At 47.5% G+C, this 23,473-nt stretch carries 25 protein-coding genes; 24 read left to right on the plus strand and 1 reads right to left on the minus strand.

Annotated elements, in window-relative coordinates; translation table 11 throughout:
- Window positions 1–68: 68 nt before the first annotated feature.
- From ASG89_RS23025 to ASG89_RS23125, 21 genes are all read left to right on the plus strand, one after another.
- The gene (locus tag ASG89_RS23025) at window positions 69–290 is read left to right on the plus strand and encodes an AtpZ/AtpI family protein (protein WP_028556927.1); all 222 of its coding nucleotides are present in this window, start codon (window positions 69–71) and stop codon (window positions 288–290) included.
- Window positions 287–670, plus strand: a complete 384-nt coding sequence (locus ASG89_RS23030; RefSeq protein WP_235549891.1) for an ATP synthase subunit I — start codon at window positions 287–289, stop codon at window positions 668–670. Before ASG89_RS23025 ends, ASG89_RS23030 begins: the two co-directional genes overlap by 4 nt.
- Before the next feature lie 46 nt (window positions 671–716).
- A complete protein-coding gene (gene atpB, locus ASG89_RS23035; RefSeq protein ID WP_057313433.1) occupies window positions 717–1,415 on the plus strand; it encodes a F0F1 ATP synthase subunit A in 699 nt (232 codons plus the stop codon).
- 81 nt (window positions 1,416–1,496) lie between these two features.
- A complete protein-coding gene (gene atpE, locus ASG89_RS23040) occupies window positions 1,497–1,721 on the plus strand; it encodes a F0F1 ATP synthase subunit C (RefSeq protein ID WP_028556930.1) in 225 nt (74 codons plus the stop codon).
- A 78-nt stretch (window positions 1,722–1,799) separates the two neighbouring features.
- Window positions 1,800–2,285, plus strand: a complete 486-nt coding sequence (atpF, locus tag ASG89_RS23045) for a F0F1 ATP synthase subunit B (protein ID WP_057313405.1) — start codon at window positions 1,800–1,802, stop codon at window positions 2,283–2,285.
- Entirely contained in the window at window positions 2,282–2,815 is a 534-nt protein-coding gene (locus ASG89_RS23050) for a F0F1 ATP synthase subunit delta (RefSeq protein WP_057313406.1), read from the plus strand. The genes atpF and ASG89_RS23050 overlap by 4 nt, the downstream gene beginning before the upstream one ends.
- 32 nt (window positions 2,816–2,847) lie before the next feature.
- A complete protein-coding gene (atpA, locus tag ASG89_RS23055) occupies window positions 2,848–4,362 on the plus strand; it encodes a F0F1 ATP synthase subunit alpha (protein ID WP_057313407.1) in 1,515 nt (504 codons plus the stop codon).
- Window positions 4,363–4,488: 126 nt separating this feature from the next.
- On the plus strand, window positions 4,489–5,346 hold the full coding sequence (atpG, locus tag ASG89_RS23060) for an ATP synthase F1 subunit gamma (protein ID WP_057313408.1): 858 nt from the start codon (window positions 4,489–4,491) through the stop codon (window positions 5,344–5,346).
- Between the two features lie 49 nt (window positions 5,347–5,395).
- Window positions 5,396–6,793 (plus strand): F0F1 ATP synthase subunit beta, encoded by a 1,398-nt coding sequence (gene atpD / locus ASG89_RS23065; RefSeq protein ID WP_057313409.1) that lies wholly within the window; start codon window positions 5,396–5,398, stop codon window positions 6,791–6,793.
- A 46-nt stretch (window positions 6,794–6,839) separates the two neighbouring features.
- The gene (locus ASG89_RS23070; protein ID WP_057313410.1) at window positions 6,840–7,244 is read left to right on the plus strand and encodes a F0F1 ATP synthase subunit epsilon; all 405 of its coding nucleotides are present in this window, start codon (window positions 6,840–6,842) and stop codon (window positions 7,242–7,244) included.
- Between the two features lie 496 nt (window positions 7,245–7,740).
- A complete protein-coding gene (locus ASG89_RS23075; protein ID WP_057313434.1) occupies window positions 7,741–8,106 on the plus strand; it encodes an NADH-quinone oxidoreductase subunit A in 366 nt (121 codons plus the stop codon).
- Window positions 8,091–8,609, plus strand: coding sequence for a NuoB/complex I 20 kDa subunit family protein (locus tag ASG89_RS23080; RefSeq protein WP_056611667.1), 519 nt, complete (start codon window positions 8,091–8,093; stop codon window positions 8,607–8,609). Before ASG89_RS23075 ends, ASG89_RS23080 begins: the two co-directional genes overlap by 16 nt.
- A complete protein-coding gene (locus ASG89_RS23085; RefSeq protein WP_057313411.1) occupies window positions 8,606–9,529 on the plus strand; it encodes an NADH-quinone oxidoreductase subunit C in 924 nt (307 codons plus the stop codon). The genes ASG89_RS23080 and ASG89_RS23085 overlap by 4 nt, the downstream gene beginning before the upstream one ends.
- A gap of 3 nt (window positions 9,530–9,532) precedes the next feature.
- Window positions 9,533–10,633: an NADH-quinone oxidoreductase subunit D gene (locus tag ASG89_RS23090; RefSeq protein WP_057313412.1), complete on the plus strand. Its 1,101-nt coding sequence runs from the start codon at window positions 9,533–9,535 to the stop codon at window positions 10,631–10,633.
- On the plus strand, window positions 10,633–11,637 hold the full coding sequence (nuoH, locus tag ASG89_RS23095) for an NADH-quinone oxidoreductase subunit NuoH (protein WP_057313413.1): 1,005 nt from the start codon (window positions 10,633–10,635) through the stop codon (window positions 11,635–11,637). The genes ASG89_RS23090 and nuoH overlap by 1 nt, the downstream gene beginning before the upstream one ends.
- 103 nt (window positions 11,638–11,740) lie before the next feature.
- On the plus strand, window positions 11,741–12,193 hold the full coding sequence (nuoI, locus tag ASG89_RS23100; RefSeq protein ID WP_056611658.1) for an NADH-quinone oxidoreductase subunit NuoI: 453 nt from the start codon (window positions 11,741–11,743) through the stop codon (window positions 12,191–12,193).
- On the plus strand, window positions 12,186–12,716 hold the full coding sequence (locus ASG89_RS23105; protein WP_057313414.1) for an NADH-quinone oxidoreductase subunit J: 531 nt from the start codon (window positions 12,186–12,188) through the stop codon (window positions 12,714–12,716). The genes nuoI and ASG89_RS23105 overlap by 8 nt, the downstream gene beginning before the upstream one ends.
- A gap of 2 nt (window positions 12,717–12,718) precedes the next feature.
- Window positions 12,719–13,030 (plus strand): NADH-quinone oxidoreductase subunit NuoK, encoded by a 312-nt coding sequence (gene nuoK / locus ASG89_RS23110; RefSeq protein ID WP_056611652.1) that lies wholly within the window; start codon window positions 12,719–12,721, stop codon window positions 13,028–13,030.
- A gap of 15 nt (window positions 13,031–13,045) precedes the next feature.
- Window positions 13,046–14,968, plus strand: a complete 1,923-nt coding sequence (gene nuoL, locus ASG89_RS23115; protein WP_057313415.1) for an NADH-quinone oxidoreductase subunit L — start codon at window positions 13,046–13,048, stop codon at window positions 14,966–14,968.
- Window positions 14,958–16,583, plus strand: coding sequence for a complex I subunit 4 family protein (locus ASG89_RS23120; protein WP_057313416.1), 1,626 nt, complete (start codon window positions 14,958–14,960; stop codon window positions 16,581–16,583). Before nuoL ends, ASG89_RS23120 begins: the two co-directional genes overlap by 11 nt.
- 4 nt (window positions 16,584–16,587) lie before the next feature.
- Window positions 16,588–18,099, plus strand: coding sequence for an NADH-quinone oxidoreductase subunit N (locus ASG89_RS23125; protein WP_057313417.1), 1,512 nt, complete (start codon window positions 16,588–16,590; stop codon window positions 18,097–18,099).
- 266 nt (window positions 18,100–18,365) lie between these two features.
- On the opposite strand, the gene ASG89_RS37855 is transcribed toward ASG89_RS23125, so the two are convergent.
- Window positions 18,366–18,596 (minus strand): hypothetical protein, encoded by a 231-nt coding sequence (locus ASG89_RS37855; protein WP_235549892.1) that lies wholly within the window; start codon window positions 18,594–18,596, stop codon window positions 18,366–18,368.
- 523 nt (window positions 18,597–19,119) lie between these two features.
- Here ASG89_RS37855 and ASG89_RS23130 point away from each other — a divergent pair.
- The 3 genes from ASG89_RS23130 to murA all read left to right on the plus strand — a co-directional run bounded on the left by ASG89_RS23130 (window position 19,120) and on the right by murA (window position 23,425).
- Window positions 19,120–21,627, plus strand: a complete 2,508-nt coding sequence (locus ASG89_RS23130; protein ID WP_235549893.1) for a S8 family peptidase — start codon at window positions 19,120–19,122, stop codon at window positions 21,625–21,627.
- Window positions 21,628–21,646: 19 nt separating this feature from the next.
- Complete coding sequence (locus ASG89_RS23135) at window positions 21,647–21,907, plus strand: DUF1146 family protein (RefSeq protein ID WP_235549894.1); 261 nt, start codon at window positions 21,647–21,649, stop codon at window positions 21,905–21,907.
- Window positions 21,908–22,105: 198 nt separating this feature from the next.
- Complete coding sequence (gene murA / locus ASG89_RS23140; protein ID WP_057313419.1) at window positions 22,106–23,425, plus strand: UDP-N-acetylglucosamine 1-carboxyvinyltransferase; 1,320 nt, start codon at window positions 22,106–22,108, stop codon at window positions 23,423–23,425.
- The last annotated feature ends 48 nt before the right edge of the window (window positions 23,426–23,473 follow it).

Genomic DNA, 23,473 nt, shown 5'->3' on the forward strand with positions numbered 1-23,473 from the left:
AATGAGGATTCGTAGCAACTAAGCTGCGAGACGCGTTTTCCCATGTGGAAAACACCCAGGAGGGTGCAATGAAACGGCCAAATTCCAATGATAATCCTTGGCGGGCAGTGGCGTTAACTAGTGCAATTGGCATAGACCTTGTCGTATGTTTGGCAGCTGGATATTTCTTCGGAGATTGGTTAAGTGGCACACTAGGCGGACAGATCTGGTTGTTAGTCGGGTTTTTACTTGGGCTTGTAACCGGCATCATGAGCATTTACTTCATGATTAAGCGGTACGGAGGGCTATGATGGACGACTTTTCAGCCACTCTGAAAACGGTTCAAAATGTATTTCTATTCTTTTTATCCTTTTGTTTGGCTGCATGGGCGCTTCTTGTCGATTACCGGATTTACTTTGCAGGCATTATGCTCGGAGCTTGTGCGAGTATGGTCAATGCAAGGTTTCTTGCCTGGAAAATTAACAAGCTGGCAGCAGCTGCGATAGAGCAGTCAGGGCGCAAGGTAACCCTTGGCTTTCTGACAAGGGCAGCAGTCGCTGGGTTTGTCGGTTTGGTTGCCGTCAGGTATCCCGAACATGTCGCATTAACTACGACGATTGTTGGATACTTTTTTGCTCAATTGGTAACACTCGTATTGGGTATTCTTTCTATTAAGAAGTCGAAGAAGTAATTCCACGATGTAACTTCAACGGATGAAAGGGGTGAAAATGGAAAATATGGAACATCACGTACCAGAGTTTGAGTGGTTAGGTTTTCACTTCGATGCATCAGCACTGATGATGATCAGCATAACCACGGTTATCGTATTAATTCTTGCATTTGCAGGTACCCGCAAGCTTTCTGTATCGAATCCTTCGAAAATGCAAAACTTCATGGAATGGACAATTGAGTTTGTAGAAGGCATCATCGGAAGCACGATTGGTTCCAAACATGGCAAGGGCTTTATCGCACTTGGTCTTACGCTCATCATGTATATCTTTATCGGCAACATGCTCGGCCTTCCTTTCTCAATCGTAACGGAAGATCACGTATCCTGGTGGAAATCACCAACAGCTGATATCGCAGTTACAGGAGCCTTAACGATTATTGTTATCTTCATAAGTCACTACTTAGGGATAACGCGTAACACGAAGCATTACTTCGCGCATTACTTTGAGTTCAAAGGGGCAATGTTGATCCTTCATTTAATTGAAGTTGTATCCAAGCCACTTACGCTTGCGTTCCGTCTTTACGGTAACATTTATGCAGGTGAAATCATGATATCTGTCATTGTTGGAGCAGGTTGGTTTGGCGTAGCGCCTCTCTTCGTATGGCAGGGCTTCAGTGTGTTCGTTGGTGCGATTCAAGCCTTCGTATTCACGATGTTGACAATGGTTTATATCTCGCAAACATTAATTCACGAAGAAGAGCACTAAGCATTAGACTTACCTCGGGTTAGTCTCGAGTCACTTATAAAAAACAAACAAAACCTAAGAGTTTAGAGGAGGATTTTATCAATGGGAGCAATAGCATTAGTAGCAGCAGGTATCGTATTCGGTTTGGGAGCACTAGGTGCAGGTATTGGTAACGGTTTGATCGTAGGTCGCGCTTTGGAAGGTATTTCCCGTCAACCAGAACTTCGTGGTACGCTTCAAACAACAATGTTTATCGGGGTAGGTCTAGTTGAGGCTATGCCAGTCGTTGCATTGGTACTTGCGTTTATCTTTATGGGAAAAGCTTAAGAAACCGTTTGGCGTTGATGGCCACAGTCGCCACCACGCCTTCGTTTTGCCCACGTTATCAGAAGGGAGTGACGTTACTTGCATATTGAATGGTCCACATTTTTCATACAACTAGTTGCGTTTTTGATTCTATATCTGTTGCTTTCTAAATTTGCGTTCGGTCCTCTGTTTGGCATGATGGAAAAACGCAGACAATTGGTTAAAGAACAAATTCAAACAGCTGAAGCAAGCCGTAAACAAGCTGATCAATTGTTAGAGGAACAAAAGCAAGCGCTGCAACAAACTCGTAAGGAAGCTTACGATATTATTGAGCAAGCGAAGCATACAGGTTCCAAGCAAGCGGATGATATTATTCATGCTGCTAGCGCAGAAGCTTCACGTCTGAAAGACGAAGCGTTGAAAGATATCGAAAACGAAAAGAACAAAGCGGTTGCCGCTCTTCGCAGCCAAGTTGGCGCGATGTCCGTTCTGATCGCATCCAAAATTATTGAAAAGCAAATCGACGAAAAGTCACAAGAAGAACTTGTTGAGCATTACCTCAAAGAGGTAGGAGGCAACGTATGAGTGACATCGTCGTAGCGAAGCGTTATGCCAAAGCTTTATTCGAAGTAGCGAAGGAAAAGAATATTATTTCCCTAGTTGAAGATGAGCTTAAATCTGTAGCTAGTGCGATTAGGGATAATGCAGACTTGCAGAAGTTCCTGAACCATCCGAACATCGGGAATACCGCGAAAACGGACCTGCTGAAGCAGATTTTCGAAGGCAAAGTTTCCGAACCGGTGTGGAACACGCTGCTTGTCTTGATTGATAAAGGTAGACAGTCGATTCTTTCCGCTTTGGCACTTGATTATGCCAAGGTTGCGAATGAGGCGCTTGGACAAGCGAGTGCGACCGTTTACTCCGCATACGTACTTTCGGATGCACAACAAGCTGAAATTGCTGCACATTTCAGTAAAGTAACAGGTAAAACGATCCGTGTTTCGTCTGTAGTTGAGCCTAAGTTGCTCGGCGGCATTCAAGTGCGTATCGGTGATCGTTTATATGATGGAAGCTTGGCAGGCAAACTTGATCGTTTGGCCAAAGCGTTAGTTTAATATAACCACTGTAAGAATAGGGGTGAAGTTCGTTGAGTATCAAACCTGAAGAAATCAGCTCATTGATTAAACAACAGATCGAAAACTATAGTTCCGATATCCAAGTAGTTGATGTAGGTACAGTCATTCAAGTAGGTGACGGTATTGCCCGTGCTCACGGCTTGGAAAACGTTATGGCAGGCGAGCTGCTTGAATTCCCGAGCGGCGTACTAGGCTATGCTTTTAACCTTGAGGAAAGCAACGTAGGTATCGTTATTCTCGGACCTTACAAAGATATTCGTGAAGGCGACCAAGTTAAACGTACTGGCCGTATCATGGAGGTTCCAGTTGGTGAAGAACTTCTAGGTCGTGTAGTTAACTCCTTGGGTCAACCTGTCGATGGCAGAGGTCCAATCAATACAACAGCGTTCCGCCCTGTAGAGAACATGGCTCCAGGCGTAATGGCTCGTAAATCCGTACATGAACCAATGCAAACAGGTATTAAAGCGATTGACGCGATGGTACCAGTTGGGCGTGGTCAACGTGAGTTGATCATTGGTGACCGTCAAACAGGTAAAACAGCGATTGCGATTGACGCAATCATCAACCAAAAAGGCAATGGCGTGAAATGTATCTACGTTGCTATCGGTCAAAAACAATCCACAGTTGTAGGTGTTGTTGAAACCCTTCGTGCTGCTGGTGCGCTTGACTACACAATCGTAGTAACAGCTTCCGCTTCCGAGCCTTCACCGATGCTATGGTTAGCTCCATACTCCGGTTGTGCTATGGCTGAGTACTTCATGTACAAAGGCGAGCACGTTCTTATCGTATACGATGACTTGTCCAAACAAGCTGCCGCATACCGTGAGTTGTCTCTCTTGCTTCGTCGTCCACCAGGTCGTGAAGCTTATCCAGGGGACGTATTCTACTTGCATTCCCGTTTGCTAGAGCGTGCTGCGAAATTGAACGATGAGCTAGGTGGCGGTTCCATTACGGCGCTTCCATTCATCGAGACGCAAGCAGGCGATATCTCTGCATATATCCCTACGAACGTAATTTCCATCACGGATGGTCAAATCTTCTTGGAATCCGATTTGTTCTACTCCGGTCAGCGTCCAGCGGTTAACGTTGGTAACTCTGTATCCCGTGTAGGAGGCTCCGCACAAACGAAAGCGATGAAAAAAGTTGCCGGTACACTTCGTGTTGACTTGGCACAATATCGTGAGCTTGCTGCGTTTGCCGCATTCGGATCCGATTTGGATAGAGCGACTAAAGCTCGTTTGGATCGTGGGGTTCGTACACTAGAAATCTTGAAACAAGGCGTTCACCAACCGATGTCTTTGGAAAAGCAAGTTGCTTCTCTTTACACGGTTGTAAAAGGTCATGTGGATGATATTCCAGTTCAAGACGTAACTCGCTTCGAAGCTCAATTCTTGGCTTTCTTGGAATCCAACCGTCCTGAAGTTCTGCATAGCATTCGTGACACGAAAGATATTACTGCGGATAACGATAAAGCATTGGTTGATGCAATCAATACATTTAAAAAGAGCTTTGCAGTTTCTGAATAAATCATGAAGGCAGAGCTTCATGTCAAGTGAAGCTCTCGCTACCATGTGAATCCTGGGCAGGCGGACGCCTGAATTCAGGTCTTCGAATGAAGGCTTTTCTAAGCCTCAAAAGAGAGGTGAGCAGGTATGGCAAAAGGAATGCGCGAGATTAAGCGCCAAATTAAATCCACACAAAGCACGAAGCAAATCACAAGAGCAATGGAAATGGTTGCAGCAGCTAACTTACGTAGAGCACAGCAATCAGCGGAAGCGGCACGTCCGTACTCCGAGAAGTTGAAGGAAGTGGTTGCAAGCATTGCAGCTGGCACCAAAGGCGTGAAGCACCCGATGCTACAATCACGTGAAGTGAAGAAAACGGCCTATTTGGTCATTACTTCCGACCGTGGTCTAGCTGGTGGTTACAATGCGAACGTGTTGCGTAAAGCAATGACTGAAATTCGTGAAAATCATAAATCAACAGCGGAGTACTCTATCTTCGTCATCGGACGTAAGGGAAGCAATTTCTTCTCGAAACGCAATATTCCGATTGTTGAAGAAGTTACCGGAGTTCCGGATACGCCGAAGTTCTCGGATATTAAGCCTGTTGCAACAGCAGCGGTTGCTAATTTCGTTAACGGTACGTATGACCAACTGTTCTTGATTTACAACAAGTTCCAAAACGCAATTACCCAAATTCCAACCATGATTCGTCTGCTTCCAATGGAAGAAGTGAAGGTCGCAAATACGGCTAGCTATGAGTATGAGCCATCACCGGAAGGCGTTCTGGAAGTACTGCTTCCTAAATATGCTGAGACGCTTATTTACAGTGCTGTTCTGGAAGGTAAAGCGAGTGAGTTTGGCGCGAGAATGACAGCGATGAACTCCGCAACGAAAAATGCAACGAAGATGATCAGCAGCTACACATTGGCTTACAACCGTGCGCGCCAAGCTTCGATTACGCAAGAAATTTCCGAAATCGTCGCTGGAGCTAACGCGAACGCATAATGAATAAACGGTCTCAATGGAGACACAAGCTTTACTTAGGAGGGAAACCATGAGCAAAGGGCGCGTTGTGAATATTACAGGGCCCGTCGTCGACATTGAGTTCGAACGCGGACAACTCCCTGAAATTCTGAATGCAATCAAAATTGAAAGAACCGAAGGTGGACAATCCTCCACTATGACGGTTGAAGCGGCTGTTCACCTTGGTGACAACCTCGTACGTTGCGTAGCAATGTCCTCAACAGACGGACTTGTACGTGGTGCCGTAGCAACAGATACTGGCGCAGCGATTACTGTACCTGTAGGTGCAGCAACACTTGGTCGTGTATTTAACGTATTGGGCGATCCAATCGATGGCGACGAGAATGTTGACCGTACTTTAAGTAGCCCAATCCACAAAGAAGCTCCTGCTTTCGACAACTTGTCGACAAAATCAGAGATTCTTGAGACAGGTATTAAAGTTATTGACTTGATGGCTCCTTATGCAAAAGGTGGTAAAATTGGTCTCTTCGGTGGTGCCGGTGTAGGTAAAACGGTAACGATGCAAGAACTAATTCACAACATTGCACAAGAACACGGTGGTATCTCCGTATTCGCAGGCGTTGGTGAGCGTACTCGTGAAGGTAATGACCTTTACCACGAGATGAAAGACTCCGGCGTTATCGCGAAAACAGCGATGGTATTCGGTCAAATGAATGAGCCTCCAGGCGCACGTCTTCGTGTTGCATTGTCCGGTTTGACAATGGCTGAGTATTTCCGTGACGAAGAAGGAAGAGACGTTCTTCTTTTCATCGACAACATCTTCCGTTTCACACAAGCAGGTTCCGAGGTTTCCGCTTTGTTAGGCCGTATGCCTTCCGCGGTAGGTTACCAACCAACTCTAGCTACTGAAATGGGTCAATTGCAAGAGCGTATTACCTCCACGAAAAAAGGTTCCGTTACTTCCATTCAAGCGATTTACGTTCCTGCCGATGACTATACGGATCCGGCTCCTGCAACGGCTTTCGCTCACTTGGACGCAACAACGAACTTGGAGCGTAGCATCGCGGCTGCAGGTATTTTCCCTGCGGTAGATCCACTAGCATCATCTTCCCGTGTTTTGACACCAGAAATCGTTGGTGAAGAGCACTATAAAGTAGCACAAGGCGTTAAACAAATTCTTCAACGTTACAAAGAGCTTCTGGATATCATCGCAATCTTGGGTATGGATGAGTTGTCTGATGAGGACAAATTGGTCGTTACTCGTGCGCGTCGTCTTCGTTTGTTCTTGTCTCAGCCGCTTCACGTTGCTGAGCCGTTCAACGGATTCCCAGGCTTGTATGTACCAATGAAGGATACTGTGCGCAGCTTCAAAGAAGTTCTTGAAGGTAAGCACGACAATCTTCCTGAAGTTGCTTTCCATAACGTGGGAACAATTGAAGATGCGATTGCTAAAGCTAAAACGCTGTAAATTGCATTTGCATATTCGCTAAGTTAGCTTAGGAAGGAGAATCCAAGTGAGTACATTCCTATTGGAAATTGTAACACCGGAACGCAAAGTGTACGCTGAACAAGTAAGTATGGTTAGCGTAAAGGGTGTCCAAGGTGAGCTTGGAATTCTGCCGAATCACATTCCACTTGTCACACCTTTGAAAATTGCTCCGATTACCGTGAAGAAAGCGGGCTCCAAAGACGCAGTCATCGCAGTGAACGGCGGTTTCATGGAAGTGCGCAAGGATAAGGTGGTTATTTTGGCGGAAAGCGCCGAGCTGCCTGAACAAATTGATATCGATCGTGCGAGAGCAGCGAAAGAGCGTGCGGAGAAACGTCTTGCAGAAACGAAGCAAGATAACGTGGATTTCAAACGTGCTGAAGCTTCTTTACAAAGAGCATTGAATCGTATCGGTGTGTCCGGGAAATAGATGCATAATAAGGCGGGGGAACTTCGGTTCTTCCGCTTTTTTTGCGTTTAAGCGGTAAGAAAAAAGCTGCCCCTCTCGGTTGAGAGGGACAGCTCGTCACGGCATTCCTTTTAAGCGTGATGCCAAATGGTGGATTCGCCTGTTTTTGGGCAAGGAGGGAAGGTTTCGCCAGCTGTTAGTTGGATGCTCTGTCCGTCGGCATCGCGATAGCGGCCGGTTTCAGTAACTTTGTCATTGGTTCTATGTTGGTGATTAGCGTTTGATGCATTTGCCATGTAAAATCAGTCCTTTCACATCTTATAATAGGGAAATTGGCTAAGACTAGGATGTCCCAGTGAATAGTATTACCCACATATGTGTAATGCTACTCATACATGGGAAGAATTAATGTCGACGCCTAAACCCCTTTTTGTTATACTGATAAAGGTGATTATTACCAAAACTATTGGAATCGTAAGAAACGCAAATAAGAAATGGAGGCGGTTACATTCACATGATGTATACAAATAACTATGTAATCGTAGCGGTTTTTCTAGGGTTAGGCATATTCCTTCCCATAGCAGCGCTGACGATTGGCAAATGGTTAAGACCGAGTAAACCCATTGATGAGAAGTATACGACGTATGAGAGCGGGAACGAACCTGTAGGTGAGGGGCAAATCCGGTTTAACATTCGATATTATTTGTACGCTTTGATGTTTGTCATCTTTGATGTGGAGACCGTGTTCCTCTATCCGTGGGCAGTTGCCTTTAATCAACTTGGGTTATTTGCATTAATTGAAATGTGTATTTTTGTTGCCTTGCTTGCCATAGGATTAATATACGCTTGGAAGAAGAAGGTGCTGCGATGGACTTCAGTCTAGAGTCAATCTCTCCCGAGGAACGGGAAGAAATAAACCGTAATGTATTTATGACAACACTGGAGCAGGTAAAAGCTTGGGCTCGCAGTAATTCGCTTTGGCCATTAACCTTTGGCTTGGCTTGTTGTGCGATCGAAATGATGGGAACAGGTGGTTCTCACTATGATTTAGACCGATTCGGAGTCATCTTCCGTACGTCACCAAGGCAATCAGATGTCATGATTGTTGCAGGGACAGTTACGAAGAAAATGGCTCCTTTGTTGCGCCGACTTTATGAACAAATGCCTGAACCGAAGTGGGTTATCGCGATGGGCTCCTGTGCAACAGCAGGCGGACCGTATGTGAAATCGTATTCGGTCGTGAAGGGTGTCGACCAAATCGTTCCTGTGGACGTGTATATCCCAGGTTGTCCGCCGAATCCAGCTGCGCTGATCTATGGCATCAACAAGCTTCAGGAAAAGATTCGTTATGAGGCTAAGACTGGGAAGCAGGTGATCAATCGATGAGCGAGGAGAACAAGCCGGAAGAACCCAAGGTTCCGACTCCTCCTGTTGATGAGGATGGGAAAGAGGTAAGTAACGATGCCGCTGGAGTGGAGAGTCCGCCAGTTGAGAACAAAACGGATGCTGTGGAAACGAATCCGGTAGGAAGCGCCGAGGGCCAAGCGGAAGCTAGCAAGCCGCCGGCTGGCGCAAGCACGCCAGCACCGGCCACGGACGCGGCGGCGGAGCGCGCTGCGGCAAGAGCCGCGCGCCTCGCAGCGCGCGCGGCCGCAGAGGCGGGCGAGCCTGCGCCCGCCGGGGCAGCAACGCCAGCGTCCGCAGACGCTGGCTCTGACGAAGAGAAGGCGGCCAAAGCTCAGGCCGCCGCAGAAGCCCGCGCTGCGCGAGCCGCAGCACGCGGAGCGAAGCCCGAATCGGCGGATCCAGCCGCGCCGAAGGAGCCGTCCCCGAACCAGCCGCTGCTGGACCGGCTGGTTGCGATCCTGAAAGAGGGCGCAGGCGATGATGCCGTCGTTGAAGCTTTCATCAACGAAAGGGACGCGCATCGCCCTTACGTCATCATTCACAGCTCGCGCTGGCCTCAGGCCGCGCTGACGCTTCGCGATCACGCAGAGCTGCGCTGCGATTACTTGCGCAATCTCTCCGGTGTGGATCAAGAAACGCACCTGGAGGTGGCGTATCATCTGCTTTCCCTTACACACAAGCATGAGTTTTGTGTGAAGGTGAAGACAGACCGCGAGCAAGCAAGCGTACCTTCGGTAGCTGATGTCTGGCCGACGGCCAACTGGAACGAGCGCGAAGCCTTTGACCTTTTCGGCATCGACTTCCCTGGCCACCCGAACTTAGTACGGATCATGATGCCTGATGATTGGGTGGGTCATCCACTGCGCAAAGACTACGAACCGCTTGACCCGGAGGTGTAGCACGTGTTACGGACAGAAGAGCTCCTGTTAAACGTTGGTCCTCAGCATCCCAGTACACACGGCGTTTTTCGCGTGATTGTAAAGTTGGATGGTGAAATCATTCGAGAAGCAATACCCGTTATGGGCTACTTACATAGAGGAACAGAGAAATTGGCTGAGAACCTCAGCTATACCCAAATCATCCCGTACACCGACCGTATGGATTATGTATCGGCGATGACAACCAATTATGCGTTAGTTAACGCTGTAGAGAAAATGATGCAACTCGAAGTGCCCGAACGAGCGGAATTTCTTCGCTTGATCGTGATGGAGCTGCAGCGTATCGCCTCTCACATGGTGTGGTGGGGAACGTACTTGCTGGATATCGGGGCGATGAGTCCGTTCTTGTATGCGTTCCGTGACCGCGAAATCATTATCGATCTCTTCAACGAACTATGTGGCGCACGTCTAACGTACAACTATATGCGTGTAGGCGGTGTGAAATGGGACGCACCCGATGGTTGGATCGACAAGGTACGGAAATTCGTGCCATATATGTACGGGAAATTAGAAGAGTATCACACACTAGTCACCGGAAATGAGATTTTTCTCTCACGGATTAAGGGTGTAGGTAAATATGACGCTGAGACAGCCATTGCGTATGGCCTTAGCGGGGCGAACCTGCGTTGTACGGGTGTAGATTGGGATATTCGCAAAACGCAGCCCTACAGCCTGTACAGCCGCTTCCAGTTCGATGTGCCTGTGCGCAGTGGCGGGGATTGCTATGACCGTTATTTGATACGAATGGAAGAAATTAAGCAGTCCCTTCGCATTCTGGAACAAGCCTTAGACGTGTTCCCTGAGGGTGGCGAAACGATGGGCAAAGTGCCAAGAGTCATTCGCCCGCCAGAAGGCGAAATCTACGCAGCTATTGAGTCTCCGCGTGGGGAAATTGGCTGTCATATTATTTCCCGTGGTAAACAAGAGCCGTACCGCTTAAAATTCCGCAGACCATCCTTCGTCAATCTGCAAATATTGCCCAAGCTTCTGGTCGGGGAATCGATGACCAATCTAATTACGATTTTGGGCGGCATCGATATTGTCGTTGGGGAGGTGGATGCCTAATGGTCAATTTATTGGAGGAGAGTCTGACATGGACGAACTTCTTCGTCTTCCTATTCTGGGGCATTGTGATGCTCATGCTCGTGTTGGGTTTCGTTACCTATGCGATCTACTTCGAGCGGAAGGTCATTGGCTGGATGCAATTGCGGATCGGACCGAACCGAACAGGACCTTTCGGGCTGCTGCAAAGCGTCGCTGACGTATTCAAGCTTCTCATTAAGGAAGATACGATTCCTCGGAAAGCCGAGCGTGAGCTTTTCATACTCGCACCGATCATTACCTTTATCCCGTCATTTACGATCATTGCGACGATTCCTTTCTCGGATCGGATGTTTGGTGCGAATTTGAATGTGGGATTGCTTTATTACGTAGCCTTAACAGGGATCTCAACCATCGGAATTATTCTTGGGGGTTGGGCTTCCAACAATAAATATGCATTATTGGGCGGCATGCGTTCTGCAGCCCAAATGATCAGTTATGAAGTACCGCTCGTAATCTCAGTCGTTGGTGTGATCATGATGACGGGCAGCCTGAATCTGCATACCATTGTCGATCATCAAACAGGCGGCTTCTGGCACTGGAATTTCATTCCTCAGATCCTGGGTTTCGTTATTTTCGTGATTGCGGGTGTGTCGGAGCTTAATCGTACGCCGTTTGACTTGCCAGAAGCGGAATCTGAGCTCGTTGCGGGCTATCATGTGGAATACAGCGGTTTCCGCTTCGCTTTCTTCATGCTATCCGAGTATGTTTACGTCTTCGTCATTGCTTCTCTGATTTCACTGATATTCCTAGGTGGATGGCATGCGCCATTCGGATTCCTTGATTTCATCCCAGGCGTTATCTGGTTCCTGTTGAAATTCTCGTCGGTCGTGTTCTTCCTCTTCTGGCTGCGGGCGACACTGCCACGTGTTCGAATTGATCAATTGATGGGGTTCGGCTGGAAAGTGCTGCTTCCACTGGCACTGGTCAACATGCTAGTGACGGCGATTATCATGACCATCTTTTAAGCAAGCCATATAACTTATCTGGTCGGATCTTTCTTCCGGAAAACGTAAGTACATGCTTTCGAAGTTAGTTTTGCTCTCGCAAAACTTGAAGGAGTTGAAACACATGAAGGGCATTATGAAAGGTTTAGGCTTTACGTTCAAGCATTTGACTGAGAAGAAAGTAACGTACGCATACCCGGAAGTTCCGATAAAAATGCCGGATCGTTTTCGTGGTATTCAATATTTTGATCCCGAGAAATGCATTGTGTGCAATCAATGTGCGCGTGTGTGCCCGACGGAGTGTATAACGTTAACTGGAAAAGCGAACCCAGACCCTGAGAAAAAGGGGAAGGTCATTGATACGTATGACATCAACTTCGAAATTTGTATCCTGTGCGACCTGTGCACAGAAGTGTGTCCGACAGAAGCGATTGTGATGACGAACAATTTTGAGCTGAGCAGCTATAGTCGGGATGATTTGTTTAAGAACATGGAGTGGCTGAGCAACAACACACAAAACATTCGTCAAGAGAACAATTCTGCGATGCCTAAAGGGGGCGCGAAGAAAGATGTTTAGTGGACTCGGCGATTTCTTATCCAGCGGTACGAGTTGGGCGTTTTTCATTTTCGCATTGCTCGCTATTGGCGGGGCAATCTTTATGATTTCTTTTACGAAAGTCGTGCATATGGTTGTTGCAGTTGCCCTTACGTTTATTAGTTTGGCAGGTCTGTATGTCATCCTTGAAGCAGAGTTTGTCGCATTCGTACAGGTCTTGATTTATGCCGGTGCCATCTCCATTCTGATGATTTTTGGCATTATGATGACGAAGCATAGACAGGGTGAAGACGAGGGTCCTAAGCGTCCATGGCATGAAGGCTTGGCCATTCTCGGCGCTGTGGGATTGTTCGGCGTCTTGTTCTATGCGATTCAGAAATCGACCTTCGTGTCTACGGGAACATTGGATGCTGGCAAGGATAATACGCTCGAAATCGGAAAACTGCTGTATAACGTGCATGTCATTCCTTTCGAAATTATGTCCGTGCTGCTGACGGTAGCCTTCATCGGTGCCATCGTAGTTGCCAAGAGAGAGGAGGATTAGCGTTGGGTAACTTAATTACTCCTTATCTTACATTAGCGGCAATCCTATTCTGCATCGGTCTATATGGTGCATTAACGAAGAAAAACGGGGTTATCGTCTTGCTCTCCATCGAGCTTATGCTCAATGCGGTGAACTTGAACTTGATTGCCTTCTCGAAGCTGGGAGATCACCCCGCATTGACGGGGCATATCTTCTCACTCTTTAACATTACGATAGCAGCTGCTGAGGCGGCTGTGGGGATTGCGATATTGATCACGATTTACCGGAATAAAGGTACCGTCGAAGTGACAGATTTAGATTCTATGAAGCGCTAGGAGGCTAACAAGGCTATGGTATCGGACTATTCACAGTACGCCTGGCTCATTCCATTGTTTCCGTTGCTTGCTTTTCTAGCGCTTACGGCAATGGGGCGTCAACTGAAAGATTTAGGGATTTACATTAGCATTTTGGCGATGCTGCTTTCGTTTATTGTGGCTTTGCTCATATTTGTGGAGCGGATTGGCGGCCATGTTGAGGATTACACATGGGATAAAATGAACTGGCTGCAAGTGGGCGATTTTACGCTGAAAATGGGGTTTGAGGTCACGAATCTAAACTCTTTGATGCTCGTAATTGTCACGCTCGTTTCGTTGCTGGTTAACGTTTATTCCAAGGGCTACATGAAAGGCGACGAGCGTATTCACGTGTTTTTCGGTTATATTGCGCTGTTCTCCTTCTCCATGCTAGGTCTTGTTATTTCTGAAAATATGTTGGAGCTCTACATCTTCTGGGAGCTGGTAGGGGTATGTTCCTTCTTGCTCGTCGGATTCTGGTACTTCAAGCCAGAGGCGAAGGCTGCTGCCAAAAAGGCATTCATCGTCACCCGTATCGGGGATGTGGGCTTATTCATCGCGATCTTGCTGTTGTATGTCTACATGCCAGGGCACGCGCTAGATTTCACATCGATACATAATGCCTTCACCACAGGCAAAATCGACCCAACGATCGTCACGTGGATCGCAGTTTTGATTTTCATCGGGGCGATGGGAAAATCTGGGCAATTCCCGCTGCACACGTGGTTACCTGATGCCATGGAGGGGCCAACGCCGATCTCGGCGCTGATCCACGCAGCAACGATGGTTGCTGCTGGGGTGTACCTTGTGGCACGGACGTTTGATATTTTCCACGCATCGCCGGATGCCTTAATGGTTGTTGCTTATGTGGGTGGCTTTACCGCCATATTTGCAGCGACAATCGGTATCGCGCAGAACGATATTAAGCGGATTCTCGCATACTCGACTGTGAGTCAACTCGGCTACATGATGATGGCGCTGGGGATTGGCGTTTCGTTTACATCAGGTATGTTCCACTTGTTTACACACGCCTTCTTCAAAGCGCTGCTCTTCTTGGGCGCAGGTAGTGTGATTCATGCAGTTCATACGCAGAACATCAACGAAATGGGCGGTTTATCCCGCAAAATGAAAATCACAACTTGGACCTTCGCGATCGGAACGCTGGCTTTAGCTGGTATCTTTCCATTCGCAGGCTTCTGGTCGAAGGATATGATTCTTACTGAAGCGTACGAGCATAATCAGCTTCTGTTCTGGGTAGGTGTGATTGCGGCATTCTTCACCGCTTTCTATATGTCACGCCTGTTCTTCCTTGTGTTTATGGGCTCGCCTAGAGCGAAAGCAGTGGCTTCGGAGGATCACGATGACCATGGGCATGACCATGCACATGAGCCACATGAATCTCCAGCTTCAATGACCACACCGCTAATCGTGCTTGCTGTACTTGCAATCGTGGCAGGCTTTGTGAATACACCATTCAACGAATGGCTGGGTCACTGGCTGACAGGGCAAGAACATGAAGAGACGGCCAATTGGACGGTTATTATTTTGTCCACATTAGCTGGCGTGCTAGGAATTGGACTGGGCTATCTGATTTACCTCAAACGCACGATTCCTCGGGACATTGTTTCGGGTAAGATGCCTTGGTTATATACCTTGCTTAATCGCAAATATTTCATCGATGAAATCTATGATGTCATTGTGGTCAAACCGCTCCGCGGTCTAGGTTTCATCCTGGAATTGATTGATATTTACATCATTGATGGGATTGTTCGTTTAGTTGCTTTCACGGTGGTTAGTCTTGGACGATTAGGCTCCCGACTCCAAAATGGTCAACTGCAGTCCTACGGGGTCATCATGCTACTTGGGATGCTGATTCTAGCACTTGCCATTGCAGGAAGGAGGTTCATACATGCCGGCTAATTTACCCATTCTCAGTATGATTGCCTTCTCACCTCTGCTTGGTGTGCTTGTCCTGCTCTTCCTTAGAGGAGACCGTGGACGTCTAATCAAAACAGTGGGTATCGTTACCACGCTGATTCCGCTTGTTTTGGCGGCCTGGCTGTATGTGGACTATAACTATCAAGGGGATCCGCTTCAGTACAAAGAACAACTAGATTGGATCAAAGTCCCATTAAACCACGAGGGAATTCAGCAGGAAATTACACAATTTTTCTTCGAGTTTAAGTATTCGTTGGCTGTCGACGGCATTTCATTGCCACTCGTCTTTCTAACGGCGCTAATCTCGTCAATGGCCGCATTGGCTTCCGTTTATATCAAGAAACGTTGGAAAACGTATTTCATTTTATTTCTTTTGCTAGAAATGGGGATGTTCGGTGTATTCATGGCACAGGATCTCTTCTTATTCTTCCTGTTCTTCGAAATAACACTCGTGCCGATGTTCTTCTTGATCGGAATTTGGGGGTATATGAACCGTGAGCAAGCCGCTAATCGCTTCTTGCTGTATAACGGTTTGGGCTCAGCCATTATGCTGATTGCGTTCCTAATTCTGGTGACGACAGCTGGTTTTAACCAAGTTCCTTCGCAGACAGAAGTGATCTTTTACTACAGCGGTGACATTCATACGATTGCGCATAATTTATTACAGGCTCCCGAAGCGTATGTGAATCAAAGCGGTATGCCATTCTTTATGAGCCAAACAATGAAATGGACCGTGTTCATCATGTTGTTGGTCGCGTTCGGGATCAAGCTGCCGATCTTCCCGTTCCATACGTGGATGCTGAAGGTACATACAGAGGCTCCGCCTGCTGTTGTAATGATTCACTCCGGGATTTTGCTCAAAATGGGGGCCTACGGCCTCATCCGTTTCGGAATTCTGTTCTTCCCGGCGGAAGCCCAGCAATGGGCATGGGTGCTCGCGCTCCTCGGCGTCATTAACATCGTGTATGGTGCCCTTCTCGCGATGGTCCAAAAGGACTTCAAACTCGTGCTCGCCTACTCGAGTATCAGCCACATGGGCATCGTCCTGTTAGGACTTGCTGCGTTCAACATTGCAGGTCTGCAAGGAGCCGTGTTCCAACTGATCTCACACGGTCTGATCTCAGCCCTGATGTTCTTGCTCGTTGGCAGCATCTACGAGCGAACCGAAACCACGCAACTCGATCGCTTGGGCGGTCTTGCTCGCAATATCCCTTTCATCAGCGGTATTCTGCTGATTGGGGGCATGGCCTCGCTCGGATTGCCAGGCTTATCCGGCTTCATCAGTGAGTTCCTCGCGTTCGTCGGACTCTTTGAAACACACCGCGTGTACGCGATAGTCGGTACACTGGGTATCATCTTCGCAGCGGTTTACGTGCTGCGCGGGGTACTGAACATCACGTTCGGCCCTCAGCAGCCGAGCTTACTACAGCAAGGGATGCGCGACGCGCGTCTCATCGAGGCTGTGCCGATGATTACCTTGGTCGCGTTCATTCTCTTGCTGGGCGTGTACCCAAGCGTGCTGAGTCAGCCGCTTCAACAAACTATTGGCAGCTTGGATCAATTGATCCATAGCGTAGCCGGGAAGATAGGAGGTTAGTCCAGTGGAACAGATTAGACTCCATGCTAGTGATTTATTGCATCTGCTCCCTGAGCTTGCACTGGTTGCTACCGCGATCATCCTATCTCTCTTGGATTTGGTTCTGCCGAACCGATTCAATCGTTCGATTATCGGATGGTTGACCCTAGTCGGCATCGCGATTTCTGCCGTGTTCGTTGTCCTGCAACTGAATCCGGAAGAAGCGATTCAACTCTTGAATCAAAGCTATCGGGTCGACGACTTCTCGAACTTACTTAAATTATGTACTCTTGTTGGAACGGGACTCATCGTCTTCATGAGCCTAGGCTTCGTGAAAGAGGATAGCATCCCGCATGTCGGGGAGTATTATTACTTCTATCTGCCAGCAGCGCTAGGGGCCATGATCATGTCATCCTCAGGTGATTTGATTACACTCTACGTTGGGTTGGAATTGCTGAGTATTACTTCGTACCTCATGGTTGCGATGAAGAAGAAAGACAAGAAATCCAATGAAGGAGCATTCAAATACTTGGTGATGGGTGGTATTTCATCCGCGATTATCCTGTATGGCATGTCCTTCCTGTACGGGATGGTTGGTTCTGCAAATCTGCAAGAGATTGGAGCAGCCCTTCCGACGTTGGTAACCTCGTATGAGCCGTTGCTCTATGTTGCATTCTTCTTGCTGCTTGCAGGATTCGGTTTCAAAATTGCCGCCGCACCTTTCCACAGCTGGGCACCGGATGTTTATGAAGGTGCGCCAACTCCTGTTACGGCATTTTTGGCTGTCGTGTCCAAAGCGGCAGGCTTCGCCATATTGTTCCGAGTCTTCTATGTCTTATTCGGATTTAGCGACTTTGGCGAGAGTAAGTTGCAATCCGATGTGTTCCTAGCCATTTCCGTAATGGCGGCTATCGCGATGGTAGTGGGGAATTTCATTGCGCTGAAGCAGACGAATATGAAAAGGCTACTCGCCTATTCGGGAATTGCGAATGCTGGTTACTTGCTCGTTCCGATTGGAACTTACTTTTCTGCCACGCATTATGCCAACTTCTCGGAGTTCATTTTCTACTTAATTGCGTATATGTTCATGAACATCGGTGCTTTTGCCGTATTGATGATCATCGAACAGGCTGAGGGTCACACCGAAGGCAAAGGCTACGCGGGTCTGTACTATCGTGCACCTTTGACGGCTGTAGCCATGGTATTGCTGATCTTATCCTTAGCTGGTATTCCTTTATCAGGCGGATTCTTCGGTAAGCTCTACATTATCTTAGGAACGATGCAGACGCAGCAATACTGGCTTGGTGCTTTAATGATTGCAACGAGCGTTGTTTCGTTCTACTACTACTTCAGCATCGTGCGTCAAATGTTCATGCGCAGCGATTACGAGCCAGCTGCAATCAAAGTGTCTGCGCCATTAGGCATAACCGTTTGGTTATGTGCGCTAATAAGTGTAGCGCTTGGTGTGGTTCCGCACTTGGTGCTGAAAGGCATCGAGAGCGTCTTTACTTTGACAATGGATTTTATTATCCGATAATCTGTACCCTTAGAAGCTCTTCCTACGTACATGTAGGGAGGGCTTTTTTTGACCTGTGAGTAGAGTTGTGGTGGGTGGAGTGGGAGTAGTTATAGAAATATAAGTAGGCGTATGGATTGCTCGTTAAGAATAATGAGCGAGTTGGATGGAAGTTTCATAAATCTACTGTGCTTAAGGGCGAAGAGTTGGATTTTATCCAGTTAAATAGTGGCGTTTACCGATCACACGTAGATTAAATGGAAAACCTGCTGTTAATTTTGGCCAATTTACTCAATCTGAACAAAAGAGACAGTTTTACCTACATGTTTTACAGTTAAATCGAGTTTTTGATGAAATTTCCCGGAAATAGCTGTACATTTTCCTGTTATTATAAATGCGTGGTGCACGAGGCTTCTCCAAACCTTACAAACACCACCACCACCAAGACCACGACCACCACCACCAACACCAACGCCACCACCGTTCGAGCGCCCAGCGTAGTGATCCCATCTCCTCACCCCGTGTGTCCATACCGAGCATTCAGCTTGCTCCAAGATTTGAACTTGTTGAGCCGAAAGGCGTTAGCTTTTTAATTAACCTCATTTCCCCGGAAATAAAAACATATAGGTCCTTAGCCCCTGATAGCCCCCACTTTTCCATGCCCTCCCAATGTGCCTGGACAACTTCCAGAAAATACTTAGAAAAATTTTTCGCAAGATCTGAACTTTTTGCGAAGATGAACCGTTATAGGTATCGAGAAGATGTTTAATATGGTATAGATATATAGGAGTTGTTCAAAACTCCACTTTTGATCACGAAGTAGTCCATGAAGCGTATTCGACATCGAATATCGAATTTAGCCGGAAATTCCGGTGCTCACGTAGCTTCCACTACGCTCCGCTCCTCATTTCCTATCTTCTTTCAATCTTCTCGGTGCTGAAAACTGGATTTTTTGAACACGCATTTTAAAGTAAATGACAAAGAGAATTAATTTGGGATAAAGGACCTGATGTGATGACTTATTTTCGATACGTAGGCCCCATGATACTGATGACAATGCTAGTCCTAGGACTAACAGGTTTCGTGCCTAACGTAGATGCGGCTTATGCGGTGTCTTCCGATCCCATGAGAGTGAAGCAAACTTATCTAGATATGATTCGCGTTGATCAAGCATGGGCTGCGGCAGGAGATGCCCGTACGCCTATTGTTGTCGCCGTTGTTGATACAGGTGTTGATCTCGGACATCCAGATTTGACTGGAAATTTAGTAGATGGCGTGAACTTGCTGCAGGCTTCTAAGAAGCCTTTTGATGATAATGGACATGGAACGAATGTAGCCGGCTTGATTGCCGCAGCGATTAATAACGATAAAGGCATCGCGGGAATTGCCCCTAATGCTAGAATTATGCCAATTAAGGCGCTTGAAGCAGATGGAACTGGCGGCGAAGCCAAGCTGGGTGAAGGCATTAAATACGCGGTGGATCACGGGGCCAAAATCGTTGTACTTTCCTTGGGATTGAATAAATACTCAGATTATCTGGCAGGAATTGTGCAATACGCAGAGGATCGTAATGTCTTACTCGTCGCCGCTGTTGGTAATGAGAGTACGAGTGTGAAATACCCCGCGGCGTATCCAACTGTGCTTTCTGTTGGTGGTGTGAGTGTCAATAAACAGGCCGATCCAAGATCGAATTACGGCCCAGAGCTCGATATTATGGCGCCTTGGGACGTATACACGACGGCTCTTGGCGGTGGCTATCAGTATCAGGATGGAAGCTCGATGGCAGCGCCTCAAGTGGCGGCGGCAGCTGCGCTGGTTTGGGGGAAATATCCCGCCATGTCGGCGTATCAAGTGCGCTCACAGCTCGAGCAAACGGCCACCGACTTACTGTCCAAAGGGTGGGACGTTAAGACGGGTTACGGCTTATTGAATATCGAAAAGGCGCTGACGGAGCCTTATAAGCAAGATCGCTTCGAGCCGAATGATCTTGTGAGTCAGGCTGCTTCGCTGCCTAATCATACGTTCGTCAAAGCGAACCTCAGCTCTGGGCAGGATCAGGACTGGTACGCGATTGATGCTGCTTATGATGGCTATATACAGCTAACGGTACAACCTGAAGACGGCACAGGTATTCGTGTGAAGTTCGATTCGGGACAGAGCTTTGTCGCGACGACTGATCCCACTCAAGGAAACCAGTCGTTCACTGTACCTGTGACCAAAGGCATTACCTATGTGCAGTTGGAGAATGTTGATCAGGCACGTAAGACCTTGCTTAATTACACGTTGCGAACGGATTTTGTTATTTATACGGATCCTTTTGAGGATAATGATAAGCAGTATAAAGCTTTTACATTGCCAGCACGCAGTCAGAGCATCCAAGGTACGTTTCATGAAAAAGGCGATATCGATTGGTTCTCACTGACGCTTGAACACTCGGGCACGATACGCCTCAGGTTATCTACGGATACGGGACGAATCGATCCGATGCTTCTTTTCCAGAAAGAAGGGGAGAAGTCGACAACGATCGATCAAGCTGGCGATGGCGGGATCGAAGTGAGCTCACTGATGGAAGTGCTTCCTGGGCAATATTATATTCGGGTTAGTAATGTGAAGGATTATGCTGGACCGATTACGGGTGAATACACGTTAGAGATTGAGTACATGCCTAAATTGATAGACGGGAACGAACCGAATGACAAATCGTATCAAGCTACATTTGCTGCGATGAATGCAGGGTATGAAGGTGTTTTTAATAAAAATGAAGACGTTGATTGGTTCGAATTCCGATTGACTTCCAATAGTTTGGCTCAAATCAGATTAACGAATATTCCTACCTCACGTACGTTGTACGCTACTTTGTATAATAATTCATTGCAGGAGCAAGGCACCTACCACAGTGAAAGTGGTTCGAGTCAGCTTAATTTCGAGAAGCCGTTGCCCGAAGGCACGTATTATATTAAACTCCAGGCGAATCAGTGGTTTATGAGTCAGATGTATCGCTTGCAGTTGAATAGTTATGGGCTGGTCAGCGGGTATGTTGATATTGCTGGTCATTGGGCACAAGATGCCATTACCCAGCTTACCGAGCAAGGTATGATTAGTGGCTACGGAAATTATCGTTTTGCTCCGAATCAGTCCATTACAAGGGCTGAAGCGGCTACGGTGATTTCACGTGCTTTGCGTTTATCGAAACGTAAGGATTTACGATTCAGCGATTTGGCTGTTTCACACTGGGCTTACGCTGATATAGCCAAAACGGTTCAAGCCTCCATCGTAGATGGTTACCCGGATGGAACATTTAAACCTGACGGTAAGCTGACCCGTATGGAAATGACGCAAATGCTTGCGCGCAGTATGAATATGACAGGGAAGCTGAGAGGGAATACACCTTTTAGCGATGTAAGTGATTCGTACTGGGGTATAGGTATTCTTAAACAGATGGCGGCGGATGGTTGGATCAGCGGATTTCCTGATGGCACCTTCCATCCAGAAGATCAGGCAACCCGGGCGGAATTTGTGACTTTGCTGGCGAGAGTCGTAAATCGGTAAAATCGAAAAGGAGTGACCTATGGGCGAGACGGACAAATGGAGTGAAGTGGCGCAATATGCGTCGTGGATGAATATGGCTAGTATTGCTGTCTATATTCTGTGCATTGGGTTAGCGTGGTGGTCGCTGCAAGCGTTCCGCTTTGATGTGTTGCTTCGTAGCCCCAAAGGTGCACAAGCAATTATGCTGCAAATTTTACTTTCAATCGGACTCGGGCAGCTGGTTGCCGGCTTTTTCATACAGTATTTAGGTCTCTCCATGAGCTTCAGTAAGATGTTTTAGTGCGATTTTCCGAATAATGCAGAAGTTTGTTGTCAACAATGGATAATAGAACGGAATGAAAATCACATTACGCTTCGAACTCTATGTAGGGCATCTCTGACTGCCAAAAGAACACAGTTGTATCTATGTGGCTTCCAATGATAAACTTAGGAAATGTGCAAAACCTGTCTTTTAAAATAAGTGCGCGGAGGGACCATGATGAGCAAAATTATCGTCCGCGGTGGCCGAAAGCTAGCTGGCAATGTAAAAATCAACGGAGCAAAGAATGCGGTACTGCCGATTATTGCTGCTTCCATTCTGGGGTCGGAAGGTGAAAGCGTCATCCATGATGCGCCTCCCCTAGACGATGTACTAGTCATTAATAAAGTGTTACAAAGCTTAGGAATTGAAGTCGAATACAACCGTCAGGTGATTCGAGTAAGAGCTGGGCAGATTAATACCTGTGAAGCTTCCTATGATCTAGTCCGTAAAATGAGAGCCTCTTTCCTCGTGATGGGTCCTTTGTTAGCTAGGTTGGGTCAAGCGAGAATTTCGCTTCCAGGCGGTTGTGCGATTGGCACTAGACCGATTGATCAGCATCTCAAAGGCTTTGAAGCGATGGGTGCCGATATTGAACTGGGTCAAGGCTACATCGAAGCCAAAGTGAAAGGGCGCCTGAAGGGTGCCAAGATTTATCTGGATGTGGCCAGCGTAGGTGCAACCGAGAACATTATGATGGCTGCAACACTTGCGGAAGGCACGACAACCATTGAAAATGCGGCCAAAGAACCGGAAATTGTCGATTTGGCCAATTATCTGAATGCGATGGGCGCTGTGATCCGCGGTGCGGGTACAGGTGTTATTCGTATTGAGGGCGTAGAGAAGCTTCGTGGTTGCGTACATACGGTGATCCCAGATCGCGTAGAAGCCGGTACATACATGATCGCTGCAGCCATTACTGGCAGTGATTTGTATATGGAGGGCGCGATTGGAGACCACCTTCGTCCTGTCATTTCCAAAATGCAGGAAATGGGTGTAACGATTGAAGAAGATGAGAACGGTATTCGCGTTCGAGCTACAGGTCCGCTGCGCGCGGTAGACGTGAAAACGTTGCCGTACCCTGGCTTCCCAACCGACATGCAGTCGCAAATGATGGCACTGTTGATGGTTGCGGACGGAACGAGCCTTGTCACGGAGACGGTGTTCGAGAACCGTTTCATGCATGTGGAAGAGTTCGCGAATATGAATGCAAACATTAAAGTGGATGGTCGCACAGCGATCATAAGCGGTAACTCCAAGTTGCGTGGTGCCAAGGTTTGTGCAACAGACCTGCGTGCGGGTGCAGCGCTCATTCTTGCGGCGTTAGCGGCTGAGGGTGAGACGGAGATTACAGGTATTCACCACATTGATCGTGGCTATGTTGATATTACAGACGTTCTGCGTGAACTAGGTGCCGATATTTATCGCTCAGTCCCACAAGAGATTGAGCAAGAAGTGGCGGAGCTTGGGTTTTTCAATATCCAGCCAACGCTAGCGTAAGACAAGAGGAATCATCAGGGAACGGACCTGATGGTTCTTTTTTTGAAT

Source organism: Paenibacillus sp. Soil766, assembly GCF_001428105.1.
Taxonomy (GTDB): domain Bacteria; phylum Bacillota; class Bacilli; order Paenibacillales; family NBRC-103111; genus Paenibacillus_E.

Excerpts from the sequence above, each read along its gene's own strand:
- ASG89_RS23085 (WP_057313411.1), top strand. The coding sequence starts at position 8,606 with ATGAGCGAGGAGAACAAGCCGGAAGAACCCAAGGTTCCGACTCCTCCT.
- murA (WP_057313419.1), top strand. The coding sequence starts at position 22,106 with ATGAGCAAAATTATCGTCCGCGGTGGCCGAAAGCTAGCTGGCAATGTA.
- nuoL (WP_057313415.1), top strand. The coding sequence starts at position 13,046 with ATGGTATCGGACTATTCACAGTACGCCTGGCTCATTCCATTGTTTCCG.
- nuoH (WP_057313413.1), top strand. The coding sequence starts at position 10,633 with ATGGTCAATTTATTGGAGGAGAGTCTGACATGGACGAACTTCTTCGTC.
- ASG89_RS23135 (WP_235549894.1), top strand. The coding sequence starts at position 21,647 with ATGGGCGAGACGGACAAATGGAGTGAAGTGGCGCAATATGCGTCGTGG.
- atpE (WP_028556930.1), top strand. The coding sequence starts at position 1,497 with ATGGGAGCAATAGCATTAGTAGCAGCAGGTATCGTATTCGGTTTGGGA.
- ASG89_RS23130 (WP_235549893.1), top strand. The coding sequence starts at position 19,120 with ATGATACTGATGACAATGCTAGTCCTAGGACTAACAGGTTTCGTGCCT.
- ASG89_RS23120 (WP_057313416.1), top strand. The coding sequence starts at position 14,958 with ATGCCGGCTAATTTACCCATTCTCAGTATGATTGCCTTCTCACCTCTG.
- nuoI (WP_056611658.1), top strand. The coding sequence starts at position 11,741 with ATGAAGGGCATTATGAAAGGTTTAGGCTTTACGTTCAAGCATTTGACT.
- ASG89_RS23030 (WP_235549891.1), top strand. The coding sequence starts at position 287 with ATGATGGACGACTTTTCAGCCACTCTGAAAACGGTTCAAAATGTATTT.
- ASG89_RS23105 (WP_057313414.1), top strand. The coding sequence starts at position 12,186 with ATGTTTAGTGGACTCGGCGATTTCTTATCCAGCGGTACGAGTTGGGCG.
- ASG89_RS23025 (WP_028556927.1), top strand. The coding sequence starts at position 69 with ATGAAACGGCCAAATTCCAATGATAATCCTTGGCGGGCAGTGGCGTTA.
- atpG (WP_057313408.1), top strand. The coding sequence starts at position 4,489 with ATGGCAAAAGGAATGCGCGAGATTAAGCGCCAAATTAAATCCACACAA.
- ASG89_RS23075 (WP_057313434.1), top strand. The coding sequence starts at position 7,741 with ATGTATACAAATAACTATGTAATCGTAGCGGTTTTTCTAGGGTTAGGC.
- atpB (WP_057313433.1), top strand. The coding sequence starts at position 717 with ATGGAACATCACGTACCAGAGTTTGAGTGGTTAGGTTTTCACTTCGAT.
- atpD (WP_057313409.1), top strand. The coding sequence starts at position 5,396 with ATGAGCAAAGGGCGCGTTGTGAATATTACAGGGCCCGTCGTCGACATT.
- ASG89_RS23050 (WP_057313406.1), top strand. The coding sequence starts at position 2,282 with ATGAGTGACATCGTCGTAGCGAAGCGTTATGCCAAAGCTTTATTCGAA.
- ASG89_RS23080 (WP_056611667.1), top strand. The coding sequence starts at position 8,091 with ATGGACTTCAGTCTAGAGTCAATCTCTCCCGAGGAACGGGAAGAAATA.